11 protein-coding genes are annotated in these 14,652 nt (G+C 63.8%); 6 read left to right on the forward strand and 5 right to left on the reverse strand.

Annotated elements, in window-relative coordinates; all coding sequences use genetic code 11:
* The coding region (locus HMPREF3157_RS00210; RefSeq protein WP_141740560.1) for a C40 family peptidase at positions 1-474 on the forward strand (474 nt) is incomplete at its 5' end.
* A 226-nt stretch (positions 475-700) separates the two neighbouring features.
* The gene (locus tag HMPREF3157_RS00215; RefSeq protein ID WP_016663305.1) at positions 701-2,191 is read left to right on the forward strand and encodes a beta-N-acetylhexosaminidase; all 1,491 of its coding nucleotides are present in this window, start codon (positions 701-703) and stop codon (positions 2,189-2,191) included.
* A 6-nt stretch (positions 2,192-2,197) separates the two neighbouring features.
* Here HMPREF3157_RS00215 and HMPREF3157_RS00220 read toward each other — a convergent pair whose 3' ends face one another.
* Entirely contained in the window at positions 2,198-4,180 is a 1,983-nt protein-coding gene (locus tag HMPREF3157_RS00220) for an Ig-like domain-containing protein (protein WP_070435197.1), read from the reverse strand.
* Positions 4,181-4,273: 93 nt separating this feature from the next.
* Between HMPREF3157_RS00220 and HMPREF3157_RS00225 the strand changes: the two genes are divergently transcribed.
* Positions 4,274-5,677, forward strand: coding sequence for a phosphotransferase (locus HMPREF3157_RS00225; RefSeq protein WP_016663307.1), 1,404 nt, complete (start codon positions 4,274-4,276; stop codon positions 5,675-5,677).
* Here the strand turns inward: HMPREF3157_RS00225 and HMPREF3157_RS00230 are convergent.
* Together HMPREF3157_RS00230 and HMPREF3157_RS00235 are read right to left on the reverse strand one after the other, a co-directional pair.
* Positions 5,661-9,080, reverse strand: coding sequence for an ATP-binding protein (locus tag HMPREF3157_RS00230; protein WP_016663308.1), 3,420 nt, complete (start codon positions 9,078-9,080; stop codon positions 5,661-5,663). The two genes, HMPREF3157_RS00225 and HMPREF3157_RS00230, sit on opposite strands and share 17 nt — an antisense overlap.
* Positions 9,077-9,835: a DUF4194 domain-containing protein gene (locus HMPREF3157_RS00235; protein WP_232049678.1), complete on the reverse strand. Its 759-nt coding sequence runs from the start codon at positions 9,833-9,835 to the stop codon at positions 9,077-9,079. The genes HMPREF3157_RS00230 and HMPREF3157_RS00235 overlap by 4 nt, the downstream gene beginning before the upstream one ends.
* 116 nt (positions 9,836-9,951) lie before the next feature.
* Here HMPREF3157_RS00235 and HMPREF3157_RS00240 point away from each other — a divergent pair, with 116 nt between their 5' ends.
* The 3 genes from HMPREF3157_RS00240 (at position 9,952) to HMPREF3157_RS00250 (ending at position 11,812) form a co-directional block, all read left to right on the forward strand.
* On the forward strand, positions 9,952-10,557 hold the full coding sequence (locus HMPREF3157_RS00240; RefSeq protein WP_016663310.1) for a hypothetical protein: 606 nt from the start codon (positions 9,952-9,954) through the stop codon (positions 10,555-10,557).
* Positions 10,558-10,637: 80 nt separating this feature from the next.
* Positions 10,638-11,216 (forward strand): hypothetical protein, encoded by a 579-nt coding sequence (locus HMPREF3157_RS00245; protein WP_141740561.1) that lies wholly within the window; start codon positions 10,638-10,640, stop codon positions 11,214-11,216.
* Positions 11,213-11,812, forward strand: a complete 600-nt coding sequence (locus HMPREF3157_RS00250) for a hypothetical protein (protein WP_016663312.1) — start codon at positions 11,213-11,215, stop codon at positions 11,810-11,812. The genes HMPREF3157_RS00245 and HMPREF3157_RS00250 overlap by 4 nt, the downstream gene beginning before the upstream one ends.
* Here HMPREF3157_RS00250 and HMPREF3157_RS00255 read toward each other — a convergent pair.
* Together HMPREF3157_RS00255 and tgt are read right to left on the reverse strand one after the other, a co-directional pair.
* On the reverse strand, positions 11,790-13,283 hold the full coding sequence (locus HMPREF3157_RS00255) for a DUF3375 domain-containing protein (RefSeq protein ID WP_016663313.1): 1,494 nt from the start codon (positions 13,281-13,283) through the stop codon (positions 11,790-11,792). The genes HMPREF3157_RS00250 and HMPREF3157_RS00255 overlap by 23 nt on opposite strands.
* 35 nt (positions 13,284-13,318) lie before the next feature.
* Entirely contained in the window at positions 13,319-14,578 is a 1,260-nt protein-coding gene (tgt, locus tag HMPREF3157_RS00260) for a tRNA guanosine(34) transglycosylase Tgt (RefSeq protein WP_141740562.1), read from the reverse strand.
* Between the last annotated feature and the right edge of the window lie 74 nt (positions 14,579-14,652).

The raw sequence follows: 14,652 nt of genomic DNA on the forward strand, positions 1-14,652 counted from the left end.
GTCGACGGCGTCGTAGGCCCCCGCACCTGGGACAAACTCAACTCGGGTAAGGTCGAGATCTCGACATCGCGCGCCGCAAGCACCGCGGCTCCTGCTCCCGCTCCGAAGACGTCGGCCCAGTCTGATGTCTCGGGCGAGGCGATCGTCGAAAGCGCCAAGAAATACCTCGGCACCCCGTACGTGTGGGGCGGCTCGTCGCCCTCCGGCCTCGACTGCTCGGGCCTCACCTCGACGGTGTACCGCGAACACGGCATCTCGATTCCTCGCACGGCACGCAAGCAGGCCTTCGCCGGCACGATCATTTCGGAAAGCGAGGCTCGCCCCGGCGATCTCGTCGTGTTCACGCAGAACAACTACGGTCACGTGGGCATCTACGCAGGCGACGGCAAGGTTGTCGACGCGAGCCGTTCGCGCCAGAAGGTCGTCCACCGCGATATCTGGACGTCGAAGGTCATCTTCGTCACCTACCGCTGATCGGGAGAGGGGTTCGATCCTGACGCTCTGCGTCGTGGGAAGAGGATCGAGGCCACACCGGTCAGTTCATGCGGGCAGCCCCTCGGGGCTGCCCGTTTTTCTGTCCGACACCTCCCGGCAGGCATCGGCCATCCCTTTTCCAGCGTGCACCTATCCCCGCGTGACAGGGTTGAACTGTATCTTTGTGCATCATCACGCAGGGCCGCCGATCTACCCCAGGAGTGCCATGTCCACGAAACCTGAGCTCAATACCGCTCCCCTCCCCCTCATCCCCGAGCCGGTGTCGGTTCGCTGGGGGGATTCTCCAGCTGAGGACTGGCGAACATCGGACCCGTTCGGCGAGGTCACGGTCGGCGTAAATAAGGACCTGCCGCGCACCGATTTCTCGATCGCGATCCACAAGAACGGCGCATCGATTACTGCCGGTAGCGAGGCGGCACTCGCCGATGGTCGCAATGCGTTCGCGCAGATCGTCCACCTTTCGGCAGTGCGGTCCCAACTCGCCGCAGCCGCAACGGTGGGTCACGAGCAACCGTCGGAGGCGACCTACCGCATCCCCGCGCTCACCCTGAGCGATTCTCCTGCGTTCGCATGGCGCGGCCTGCTCGTTGATCCAGCGCGGCACTTCCTGCCTGTTGAGGATCTCAAGCGGCTCATCACGGTGATGGCCGTGTACCGATTCAACATCCTGCATATGAATCTCACCGACGATCAGGGCTGGCGCTTCGAGGTGAGTGGATACCCGCGGCTCACCGAAGTTGGCGCATGGCGCGAACGCACTGTCGAGGGAACCCCGATGTTTGAGGGTGAGGATACGTTCGCGGAGGACCGCCACGGCGGTTTCTACACGCAGGAGGAACTGCGTGAGCTTGTGCAGTACGCGCGTTCGCGCGGCGTGACCGTCGTGCCGGGCGTGAATCTTCCAGGTCACGCCCAAGCGGCGATCGCCGCGTACCCGTCTCTCGGGAACTACCCTGAACGCCAGCTGCTCGTGCGCGAGACGTGGGGCGTGAGCAACCACGTGCTTGGCACATCGGAAGCGGCCTTCCAGTTTGTGCGCGACGTGCTCGAGCAAGTCGCCGATATTTTTGATTCCCCGTTCGTACACATCGGTGGCGAGGATGCCCCACTGACGGAGTGGGAGCACTCTGCCGAGGCGCGCACGCGCCGCGAGGAGTGGGGTTATTCGCGCGAAAGCGAGATCCTTGGCCGCTTTATGACGTTCGCGGGCGAGGTACTGCGCGATAAGGGCAAGCGCCTCGCGGTATGGGATTCGTCGAGGCTCGTACGGATTCCCGACGACGCGATTGTGCTTGCAGGAGGCGATCCGAAGGGCACCAAGTCTGCGGCTTCCCGCGGCTTTCAGACGGTTGCAGCGCCCGAATCGGTTCTGGGCCTTGATCGCGTGCAGGGCCGGAACGAGCCCGTGGGCGCGCGTCCCGAGTTGAGCCTCGAGGACGTCCTCAAAGCGGAGCCCCTCCCCAAGCGACTGAAGAAGGAGCACGAAGCACTCGTGCTCGGCATCGAGGCAACGGCATTCGGCCAGTACATACCGACTGCTCGCCACCTCGAGTACATGCTCTTTCCTCGTCTCGTGGCGATCGCACAGCACGCGTGGGGCTCGTCTATCGAGGTGGAAGAGCTCCGCGAGCGGATTCGCGCGCACGAGCCTCTGCTTGCACACCTGGGCGTCGAGTCCCGCAAGATCCTCGACTGAGGGGTTCTAGCGGTCGCTTTTACGATCGTGGCGCATCTGCGCGCCGACCCACAGGGACACGATTCCCGTAAAGATCAGGAGCGCTGTGCTCGTCGCGAAGACAGCAAAGGTCGCACTCGAGGAGGGCATGAGGCGCCCAAAAATCGCGCTGAGTCCAGCTTCTCGCCGGTCGGAGCTGGACCCGGGGACGAGAGGTTCAACGTCGACCACGATGTGAGCGCTCGTGCGGAGCCCGGAAGCGTCCTCGACCGTGTACTCGATGGGTGTTGTTCGACCCACGAATGTGGCGGCGGGCGTAAAGCGCACGCCGCCCGCGCTCGTCACCTCGAATACGCCCTCTTCGGGGATTTCAAGGCGGCGCCCTGAGCCTGCGACGAGTTCTTGGATGTTGGTCGCGCTCGCGCTGTGGAGCACGAGGGTCTCGGAATCGAACCCTTGGCCGGGGCTCGCGGGGGTGTCGTTCCCGAGGACGTCAATGGTCACTGAGTTGACTCGGCTGTTGGAGAGGGCTTCGTCGTCACGTGCCGTGGGAACCGCGCTCGCGTATTGCGCGTGGAGAGTTCCGCTCGTCGTGTTGGAAGCGAGAGCGCTGTCGATCGTAAAGGTGGCGACATGGGGCGAGTCGCGTAGGGAGCTGTCGGGAGTAAACGTCACGGTGCGCGCGTTCGCATCGAATTTCCACACTCCCTCGCTCGGTACTCGCATGGTCTTCCGATCACCGGAAAGGCTCGTTCCCGCGGGCATCTCGTGGTCGCTGAAGGCGAATGTTGAAGGCTGGACGTTGAGGGAACCGTCGAGCGGAGTGAACATTGCGGCCTGCCCCCACTTCACGGCCGTGTAGCGTGCACCCACTTGGGGGTAGCCCACGTTCATGGGGGCAACCGAGGAGGTGTTGCCTTCGCTGTCCGCTGCCGTCACTCCCATCGGCGTCACGTCTCGCACCCGGTCACTCAAGGGCGTGAAGGTGAGCGTTTGTGCTGCTCGATCCAGAACCCACGTGCCTTGGTCGGCAACGGTCACCGAAAGGCCGTCGTCGGAGGTGTAGTAGGAGGTTTCACCGCCGAAGGGGGCTAATTTAAGCGTCGAAGGATCCACGTGTGACGTGGCGCTCGCGAGTTCGAAAACGACCGGTTGGCCATAGGCTGCAGCGCGCGTGATGTCCCTGATCGAAGGAGTATTCACCGTCACCGTGCCCCTCGCGGCGGGGTGCGTTTTCTGGTCGCGCCCTTCAAGCGTCACGGGTCGTGGTTGGGCTCCGAGTCTTTCGCGTCGAGGAGTAAAGGTGACACTCGGGTGGCCGTCGGTTGCGAGGACCCACGTTCCTTCATCGGGGACAATGAGACGCGTGCCGTCTTCGACGAGCGTGCTGCCCGCGGGGAGCCCCTCGAGCGTGAAGGCAAGCGTGGCGGGGTCCACACCCGTGCCGTCGATAGCTAGGGGGATCGTAACTTTTTCGCCTTCCGCGGCGCGTGCGCTCACGCTCGGAATACCGGGATAGGTCACGGTCAGGGTGACGGGTGCGGATTCGTAGCCGGCCTTCGAACGTACCGAGAACTTCACGCTGTGCGACCCTCCCGCCTTGGGATTTTCGGGAGTGAACCTCACGCGTGTGTCCGAAATCTTCCACTCTCCCACCCCTTTGAGGGAGAGTTTCTTGCCGCCGTTCGTGGGCTTCGCGTCCTCGGATTCGGTACTCGAAAGCAGCTTCATCGAGTCCGTGTCGAGTGTCTCGAGATCCTCCGCGGACACCATGAGAAATAGGTCAAAGTCACCGGGATTGCCGAGGGTTGCGGTGTGCTTGAGCGCGGACGGATCCGCGGGGAGCGTGAAGGGGCCGTCTTCACCGACTGCGTGCGCCGCGGGAATGAGGGACGCAGCGCCAGGGGCGTGGGGCGCGGGAGCAAGGGCTGGTCCGACGGTTGCCGCAAGCACGAGCGCGCACGTTGCGGCGCGCGCCAGGGTGCGGCGGAGAATCGACTCCTTTCGCACGATTCTCCTTCCCACGAATGCCTCGAATTCACCCGCCACACTACCAGCGGCGTTAGTCTAAGAGGGCCCAAGTATCCCAGCGTAGGGAGTCCCATGCTCAGCATCGTGTTTTCCGATCACTTTCGCCGCGAAAAGTTCCTCGAGGATGCCTCGCGTTTCATCATGGGACAGCGCTGGTACGGCGGTGTGCACGGCACCGCTCCCGAGCTTCAGATTGCCGGCTGGACTCGCCTTGCGGAGGACGATCACCTCGTGGTGTCGTTTGTCGCGCTCGGGGCAGGTGATGGCGTGCGCTTCGCTTTGCCCGTGGCCTGGAACAAGGACGGTCGGGTCGACGATGGTGAGCTCGACAGTCTCATCACGCAGGTCGACACTCCCGTGGGGCAGCACAACGTGTATGACGCCACCGGGATTGATCGTGCTCGCGCGCTTCTCGCGCGCGCCCTTTTCGAGGGGGCTTCAGGCGAGGGACTCTCGCTCGAACCGATGCTGATCGCTGAAACCGCGCAGCGCGTACAGGATGACCTCAAGGCGATCACGGCAACCGAGAGGCTCGTGGGCGAGCAGTCGAACACGTCCCTCATCATTCATACCGAAAGCGGCCGCGAGTACATCCTCAAGCTGTTCCGCCACCTCGATGAAGGCACGAACCCCGACGCCGAACTTCAAGAGGCGCTCCAATCCGAGGGCAATACGCAGATCCCGCAATTCTTCGGGTACGTGCGCGGTGCCGACGCTCTGGGCAGCTCCGACGTCGCCTTGCTCAACCGGTTCCTGCCGAATGTGCAAGATGCCTGGCGCGAGGCCCTCATCGCTGCCGCCCAGGGCATCGATTTTTCCGAGCAGGCGTCGGGCCTCGGCACCGCCCTCGCACAGATCCACACGGATCTCGCGCGCGCCCTGCCCACCGATCGCGTGAGCACCAATACGCTCGCGCTCACCCTCGAGTCGATGAAGCGTCGTTTCGCACACCACGCCGAGACGCTCCCGGCACTCGAGGAGTTCGCCGACGCCGCAAACGCTCTCTACACGCGGGCCTTGAGGATCTCGTGGCCGCCGTTCCAACGAATCCACGGCGATCTCCATCTCGGGCAAGTTCTCAATTCACCGAGCGAGGGCTGGGTGTTTCTCGACTTCGAGGGCGAGCCGCTGCGACCCATGGCGGAGCGCGTGAAGGTCGATTCTCCCTGCCGGGACGTCGCGGGGATCCTGCGCAGCATCGACTACGCAGCGGCCTACGTTGAACTGAATGAGGGCATCGATGCACGCGCGTGGGCACGCGAGGCGCGGGAGGCCTTCCTCGAGGCGTATCTCGCCGAGCGTTCCGCGCGCGGGGGCGAGGGCGACCCGGAGGATCTGCGCGTTCTCTTGCGTGTGTTCGAGCTCGACAAGGCCGCCTACGAGGCCGTGTACGAATCGCAAAACCGACCGGAGTGGCTCGCGATCCCCCTCGGTGCCCTCGAGGAGCTCACCGCAAGCGCTACGCAGCCGGAATGAAATCGATCGGGCTCACGGAGGAATAGCGATCCTCGCGGATCGAGACGACGCCTACGCCACCGATGAACGGCGCGAGCGCCTGCGGATTCTTTCCAGGATTCGCGAGGACCACCTGGAAACCGAAGTGACGGAAGGATTCCATCGCGGCGGTAATGAACTTGCCCGCACCCTTGCTGAACGCCTCGTCGATAATGATGGGCGCATACCTGGGCACATCCACGCCGGTCCCGGCGAGCTGGTAGCGCAAAGCCGCAGCGAGGCAGAACGTCGTCAGGCGCTCGTTCTGGCCACCCGAGAGGGGGCCGCCCGATTCGTGCGCGTGCACAACTTCGCCGGCCTCGTTGACCTCTTCGGCGTGGAAGTGGACGTGGCGGCGGACGTCGAGGATCGCACGGGAGGCGAGGTCTTCGCGCGTGCGGGCCTTCGTGATGATGTCCATGAGGTTTTGGAGCGCGAGGAAGCGTTCTTCCGCTTTGTCTCGGTCGAGCGTGAGGTCGTTTTCGAGGCTTGAGCTCGTTGCCTCGTTGAGCGCGCGCTTGAACTCGTCGAGCGCAGCGAGGTGCACGGGTCGCATCGACAGCTGGAGATAGCGCCCTTCATGGAACTCAACCTGCGCGAGCAGCTCGTTGATTTTCGCGAGGCGCTTGCGGATTTGGGCGGGCTCGCGCGCGATCGCTGTCGCGAGAGCCTGCACGTCACCGAGGGTGTTCGAGGTGAAGAATTCGAAGAAGCGGTCCTCGACTTCGGGAAGCTTTTCCTCTTCGATCCCGCGAAGGATCGCGAGGTACTCGGGGGCGGCTTCGAGCGAGGTGTCGACATCGGCACCGCCCGCGGGCCAGCGCCGCGTGAATTCGCGCATGGCCGTGCGCATATCTTCTTCAGCGCGTGCGGTTTTCTTCGTGAGCGCCATCAGTTCCGCGTCGAGCGTCGCGGAGGCATCGCGCGTCACCTGGTCGATGTTGGAGATGAGCAGTGTGGGTGCGATTGCGCGAAAGCGCTCCTCGAGGTCGGCCGTCGTTTCCGGTGAGAGCGTGCGCTCTTCGAGCTGGGCTTCGGCCTGGAGGTGGCGTTCGCTGATCTGATCGAGCTGCTCGTTGACGCGACCAAGCTGGCCCACGATCTCGAGAAGCTCCTCATCGCCTTCGCTGATCGACATTTCGACCTGATCGATCTGCCGCGCAATTTCTGTAAGGGCACTGGAGCCGTCCTCGGCTGCACGCACCATGTCCTCGAGGTTGGCAATGCGGCGAGCGACACTCGCGGCATCCACGTCGTCCCACGTCACGGCCTGGATTGCCTGAAGCGCGAAGAGCTTTTCGCGGCGGGTCTGGGCTTCCTTTTCGAGATCGCGGCGCCGGGCCTGCGCCTCGAACAGAGCCTGTTCAGCGCGTGTACGCTCCGCTTCGAATACGGCGCGCTTCGCGCGGTTATCGAAGCCGAGCACCCAGTTGGAGCGGTCGTTGATCTGCCGCTCGGCGTTCTTCTCGTGACGTGTCGCGGAGTGCTTGATCTGGCCGGAGCGCAATACCGCTCGAGGATGCTTGGTGAACTCCTCGAGGTTTTCGGCACACAGGTAGTCCATGCGCGAGGCAACTTCGTTCGAGAGCCACTCGTGGAACTCGCCTTCGCGGATCTCAATCTTCGCCCCGAGCGCGCGCGCATCGAGTTTCTTGGGGGCGGTTTTGACGTTCGTGTTGATGCGGTTATAGGACACGCGCCGGCGCAGTTTCATACCGTCGATCTCGCGCGCGAAAGCGCGGTAGGCCCGTTCGGGCACGAGGATCGAGCGGGCGAGGCCGCGCAGCGCCTGCTCGGCGGCGGCCGTCCATTCTTCCTCTCCCGCACGCACTTGCAGCAGCTCGGCGGCGAACGGAAGGTCGGTTGGCGCGACGCCCGTACGCTCAGCGAGGAGATCGCGAAGCGCGACGTCATCGGAGTGGAGGTTCGAGGCGCGCGTCGTGAGAGAGGCGAGTTCCTGGCGGGTCGTTTCGAGAGCGTGCGCGTGCTCGCGGACCTTGGCCTCGGCTTCCCACTGGGTTTGCGCTTCGTTCTTTTCGTCCTCCTCGAGTGCGGCGCGCAGCTTCGCCACCTCGCGCTGGGTTTGCGTGAAGGTTTCTTCGTTCGAGGGAGTGTGCAGGCCCGCGAGCGCGAGCTGTCCCGAGAATTCGGTCGCGCGTTCGCGGCGGCGGTCGCGCTCAACCTCGAGGCCCGCGATCTGCTTTTTCCAGTCATCGATCTCACCGCCACCGGCACTCTTGCGCTGCTCTTTGAGTTGAGCAAGGTCGCCGCGGGCGTCGGAAATGTCCTGCGAGAGGCGGTTGCGGTGCGCACGGAGGCGGTCCTGGTCGCGCGTCAGCCGGTCTTTTTCGTCGGCGAGGAGCCGCACAAGGTGGCTGGCAGCGAACACATCGATGTCGTTTCGGCGGTCGACGAGTTCACTTCCGCGAGAGCGAGCCTCCCGCCATACCTGGTCGGCATTTTTGAGGCCCGTGAGAACGTCGCGTTGTTCGCGCGCGGTCACGAGCGCGTCGTACACCTCGGAGAGGTTCTGGAAGTTTGCGAGTGCCTGATCGGCGAGGTCGAACGTGCGGGGTTCGTCGAGCATGTAGTCGCGAAGGAGCGCGTTGACGTCGCCGAGCTCCTTCGCGGATTGGATTTTGTGAAGCAAGCCGAGCGCTTTTTCGTCGGGGATCCCAAGGATCTGGCTGAAGCGCGCGCGGTACTCGCGGAACTGACGGAAGGTTTCGGTGCCCTCGAGGGTTTTTTCGAGTTCGCGCCCCTCGATGCTCGTGCCCACGAACGGGCGCAGTTCGCTCACGTCGTAGGGTTTCGAGGAGATGACGTAAAGACTCTTGACGTCCGAATCCGCGCTGTGCCCGGATTGAAGCAAGAACATGCGTGTGAGCTGGAGGGTTTCACCTAGTCCATTGCCGAAGCGAAGGCTCACGACGCTGAGTGTCGAGTTCTCCCGCAGAACTTCCTGGCTGAATTCACCGGTTGCGGGGTCGTAGTGCATCGCCCACGCACCGCGTACGTAGCTCGCGACGGTGCGGCGGTACTTCGTGCTGCGCGGCCCGGCGTCGGAGGCCGCGGCGTTGAAGTGGAGCGCACGAGGTGGTGTCAAGAGCGCGCTGATCGCGTCGAGCAACGTGGACTTGCCGGTGCCGGGACCACCCGTGAGGAAGTAGCCCTTCGAACTAATCTCGAGGTCGTGGGTGCCGTGGAAGGTTCCCCAGTTGCTCAGCTGCACGTGGTTGAGGCGCCATTGGCCCGGGTGCGGGTGCTCGGGGTCGCTCGGCTCGCGGCGGGGGTTTTCGGGGGCGGTTCCGACGCCTGCTTCGCCCAAGCCGTCGAGGGTGTTGTGCACGTCGCTGAGGGGCACTTCGCCGGTCGCGTTGCTCACTTCGCCTGCCCTTCGTTCGTGGCTCCGGGGTTGTCGAGCGCATTGGCTGCGCCCGTGATGTCGTCGCCCGCGCGCTCGTAGAGGTCGATAAAGGTGCGCGCCGTATCGGGGTTGATCATAAGTTTGAGAACGGGGGAAACCTCGAACGAGTCACCCTGTTCCTCGAGGAGGCCCGCGCGCTGAATTTTTGCGATTGAGGCCCGGATGTCCTTCGTGAAGCCGGCTTCATCGGTCGAGGTCGTGCGCCGATACGGGGCGATGTTGGCGATGAGTTCCGCCTCGCTCACAACGGCGCGCTGGCCGCGCGAGGACTGCGTAAGGAGGTGCTGACGCAGCACGAGGAGGAGGACGGAGTCGAGTCGGTTGAGGCCCGTGAGTCGACGCAGAAGCTTCGGGGCATCGGGGTCGTCCTCGCTCTGGCGCACGAATGCGACCTGCGCGTCGTCGTCGAGAACAAGTTCCAGGAACATGTCGGCGAGGCGCTGCTCGATGTAGGCGCGATCGCGAAGGAGCTGGCCGTAGCGCTGGGGGTCGCGTCGACCGTCCAGGTAGGGCCCTTGAAGCAGGGCAACGAGAACGCGGCGGGAGTCCTCGACGAGCGCTCCCCCTGTGGAGCCGGCGTAGGTGAGGTCTTCGTCGTCGCTTGCGAGCGCCCATTCGTCGCGGTCAGTGCTCGGCGTTGCCGCCGGAGCAGTGCGACCGTCGGTGGCGGTTTCCTCGTGTTCACGCATGCGCGGACCCTTCTCGTTTTCCACGCCCTCAAGCCTACCGGCCGCACAAGAGTTATCCACAATTTTCACCCGCCTCTATCTGGCCTGCGTTTGAGTTCATAGGTTGACTACGTCCGCTCACCTCACTCGAAGGAGCCGCCGTGTCCCTGCCCTCGCTTATAGCCGACAACCATCGCAGCCCCGCGAGGATCTGGGTCATTCTTGCGACGATCGCGCTCGTCTGTGTCGTTTTGGGGCCGCTCCTCGCCCCTGGCGCGATGTGGCTCGTGCCTGTCGCCCCCTCGTCTCCTGGGGACAGCAGTCCACTGGCGGGGCTCGACGAACTCCTCTCGCGCGCCGCCGCGTTTCTCTTCGTGTTCGGTGTGTTCTTCGGCGCAGGGAACTTCGCCGGGCTTACTGCGGTCCCGTTTGCGATCGTGGCACTGACGCGGTGCGAGGGTGCGGGGCGCATCGGTTTTGCTCTCACGGCGATTATCGTCTTCGTCCTCGGGCCGCTCCTCGCCGTTCTGAGCGCAGCCGCCATGGTCGCCCTCTCCTTGACCCTCCCGACCGAGGTCTCCAGCAATCCCGCCACAGGCGCGGTGAGGGCCGAGTGGGAAGGGCTCAGAGCTTTGCTCGTCTTTGGAACATTCGCTGTCCCGCTCGCCATCGATCTTGTGCGATTCGCCGTCCTGTCGTTTGCGGGGGTCATCGTTTACTCCGCTGATCCACGCTCTGACCCCACCGGCTCTGCTTTAGCGCGGTAACCGTCTGCCTCCCCCACCCCGCGCGCGTGCCGTAAGGTTGTGTACGTCACCTTCAATGATCCCAGGGAGGTAGCGTGACGGTGCCTGCACCCCCCTCACACCGACGCCCCACTGCGCTATGGATACTGTTCAGCGGTCTCGCACTGGCGATAATCCCCCTGCTGCCGATTGTTCTTGTCAGCTTTTCGCTCGACGATCCCGCCTCGCCCTTACCCAAGAGCGCCGGAAGTGTGGCCATCTACGCGCAGCAGTTCGATTATCTCGTGGAATACTTAAAATCGGTCGCCTTTCTCCTCATCATCGGGATAGTTGGTGCGAACCTTCTCGCTCTTTTCTCGTTCCCCTTTGCCCTCACCGCTCTCAAGCGGTGCACACGTCAAGTTCGCCAAAAGAACATTCACTCGCTCATATACTTCGTGTTGGGCCCTATTATCGTGGTCCTCAGCTTCATCGCGCTCGTCGTTCTCGACGTCGCGGTGATGAGTGTGGTCGATGCGGTCACGTCAAAAAGCGAGGCTGCGCGAAGCGTCGCGTTGCCTTTCGTGGTCGCCGTTTTCGTAATCCCCCCACTTCTCGACATCGCCAGGTTCGTGTATCTCTTCTTCGCGAGCATTCGGGTGTACCTCGTCAAACCCTCCGCGCTCGAGGAGGCGCCGTGATCGCTCCGGTTCACGCGTATACAGGCGACACTCATCGCGCTCCCGCTCGCGTGTGGGTTCTGATGACGTCTATCGCGGCCGCCCTTCTCGTTCTCGCGCCCGGCGTGGCACTCGCCCTCTTGGCGTTTCCCATCTTCATCGAGGACCCGCCGAACACGATGCCGGCCTTCCGAGGCGTGAACACCCTCACGTATACCGTTTTCCGCTCGGTCCTCGTGTGCGTCGTGGCGGCGCTGACGGCGAATGTGCTCGTCTTCGCGGCCACCCCCGCCATCGTTCGCGCCCTTAAACGCTGCCCCTCAAAGGGAGCGGCCCGATTCGGGGCGATCGCGGCGCTCCTTTTTCTCGCAGGCGCACTCGTGAGCGCGGCAATCTGGGCCCTGGTCCTCGCCCCGGTGGTTGTCGCTTTTTCACCGGATCCTGAGTCGCTTCGCGACCAACTTCCCCGGTTCAACCTGCTGTTGATTTTCGTGCCATTCGTGATCGATTCGGTGCGATTCCTCGTGATGCCGCTCGCGGGTATCGCCGTCGCGGGAGCGCGGCAACGAGGCGCCGCGCCTCCAGTCGAGCCCACTATGGCTCCGGTACCTCGCTGAGGAAGAAGAACGCGGGCACGCGCGCTGCGTAGTCCGTGCCACCTGCCTCAAGGGAATCTTCGCGCCAGCGCACGATCTCCGTGTCCCCCTCGCGAGCGTTCGCGTGTGCCGTTGCGAGAAACATGAGGCCGATGACGCTCGCAAGCCCCTGAGGTGCTCCCTGTTCGCGAACGACCTGCCCGATGCTCGCCTGACCTTTCGCGTGAACGACCTCGTTCACGGACGATGTGAGCCCCACGAGGTCAATGTCGTTCGTGCGGACAAGCTCATCCAGAACCTCGACGCTGAGACGCGAGGCATCGTGGACCTCGGCCTCTGGCGGCACGCCGGGATCGCTCGGATCCTTAAGAAGGTGCTGAGCGACAGAGCTCATCTGCGCGCGCGAAAGCCCCAGATCGACCTCTTCGGTCTTGCGGTGGCTCACACTGTCTTTTTGTGCGAGTGCGATGCCCTGTGCCTCTTGAAGAAGGTCGAGAAGGACGCGGTGCTGGCGGAAGTCCTGGCTGCGCACAAAACGCGCAAGTGAGCGATACAGCTCGGTCTTGACGTCGAGGACCTCTTGCGCGGGCTCGTACAGGTCGCTGAAGACGTTCGCGAGGCGGTCGCGTTCGCGGCGCGTAAGAGTGCGCGTAAAGTCGCGCGAAAGGAGGCGATCCACGAGGTCCTGGGCTCGCTCGTTTTGTTTGGGGTCGTTGAGCATCCTGAAGAACGCCGTGAAGGTCTTGCCCACCTTGGATTGACCGAGGAGGTCATCGCCCGCGAGGAGCTGCTCGAGGATTTCGCCGCGCGAGCCTTCGGGCGAAAGGATCTGCTCACGAAGATGCAGGTCAACGGCGCGAAGGTCCTCGCGGTACTGAAGGAAGTCTCCGCTCAGTTCGTCGGCGACCTGGAGGATATCGCGAAGGCGCTCCGCGGAATGCTCGGCCGGCGGGAGCATGAGTTCGCCTTCGCTCAGCGCCTGGATCTCTCTTTCGATCTGCGCGCGGCGAAGCTGCAGGCCGCGAAGGCGCACATCTCGATCGCCCTCGGTGTCCTCGGCAAGCCGCTCAAACTGCTGCATGACGAGCGTGAGGCGGGATTCCGTCGTCGTAGGTCGATGCTCCTCGAGGCTCGAAATGAAGCTGATCGCTTCCACGGTGGACACCGACAATTCGAAGGTCGTTTCGACCGTCGTGGGGTCGTCGCGTCGCGTGAGATAGCCTTCGCGCACCCACGAGTCGACGTACTCCGAAGCGCCGCGCTGAAGATCCTCGTCGCCGCGCAGGAGGTCGAGGTGGCTCGCCACGCGGGCCACGAGCTCGGAGCGGTCGAGCCGACGGTCGCCCGCGGGGAAAACCGTCTGCAAAATCGCGAGGGTCGCGGGCGCTTTCGTGGCGGATAGGAGCCGCCACGTGGACATGCGGCGAAGCCGCTCGTAAGCCTCGGCGCGCTCGTTCGCGCTATGCCCGCCGAAGGTTTGAAGATCGCTCACACTCACGCCTCAACACTATCGAAGCCGGGTACGGCCTAGCGGTACTCGCCGTAGTAGGCGCCCGTGCGCTCCTCGCGAAGCGCCTCAAAATCGCCGCTGAGAATAGCTGCGCGAATCTCCTCAACGAGACGCACAACAAAGCGCTCGTTGTGGATCGTGCACAGGGTCGAGGACAGCATCTCCTTCGCCTTGAACAGGTGGTGAATGTAGGCGGCCGTGTAGTGGGTGCACGTATAGCAATCGCAGTTGTCGTCGATCGGCGCGAATTGAGTGCGGTACTTCGCGCCCGTGAGGTTCACCCGCCCTCGAGCGGTGTACACGGCGCTGTTGCGCGCGACGCGCGAGGGAGAGACGCAGTCGAACGTGTCGGCGCCCGCGGCAATGCCCGCGAAGAGGTCGTCCATCTCCGAAAGGCCAAGGAGGTGGCGGGGCTTCTCCTCGGGGAGTTCATCGGTGACCCAGCCGACGATCGTGGAGAGGTTCTCTTTCTCGAGTGCACCACCGATGCCGAAACCGTCGAACTGCCATTCATCGACGGTCATTGCGCCGAGGTCGCGCGCGGCTTTGCGTCGAAGATCCTCGTACTGCGCGCCCTGAATGACGCCCCACAGCATCTGGTAGGGCTTGCCCTCGCGCTCTTCGGTAAGCCGCTTGTGCTCGGCGATGCACCGCTCAGCCCAGAGCCTCGTGCGCTCAAGCGCCTTCTCCTGATAGCCGCGAGAGTTCATGAGGGTCGTGAGCTCATCAAATGCAAACATGATGTCCGCGCCGAGTGAATGCTGGATCTGCATCGAGAACTCGGGGGTGAACCGGTGTTCGGAGCCATCGATGAAGCTGCGGAAATTCACGCCATCGTCGTCCACGTGGGCGAGGCGCTCCTTGCCGATCTTGGTTGCGTGGTCCGTGCCGTCGGGCGTGCTCGCGCGGTCACTGCCCGCGAAGGATTCGGAGAGCACCTTTTGAAAACCGGCACCGAGGCTCATGACCTGGAAGCCGCCCGAGTCGGTGTACGTGGGGCCATCCCAGTTCATGAATGCGCCGAACCCACCTGCCTCATCAATGAGGTCGTGGCCCGGCTGGAGATACAGGTGGTAGGCATTCGCGAGGATCGCCTGCGCGCCCAGCTGTGCCATTGACTCAGGAAGAACTGACTTAACGGTCGCCTTCGTGCCGACCGGGATAAACGCAGGGGTGTGAATGTCGCCATGCGGCGTGTGGATCACGCCCGCGCGGGCCTTCTCTCCGTGACGCGCGGCAATATCAAACCCCGCGCCCTCCTTTTCGCTCGTGCTCATTCCGCTATTTTCCCACGACCCCGCGCCCGCAGTCGACACGGCGAGAGGTGGCACCGCCGCCCGCACCCGGTAAA

This window comes from Dermabacter sp. HMSC06F07 (assembly GCF_001807345.1).
Taxonomy (GTDB): domain Bacteria; phylum Actinomycetota; class Actinomycetes; order Actinomycetales; family Dermabacteraceae; genus Dermabacter; species Dermabacter hominis.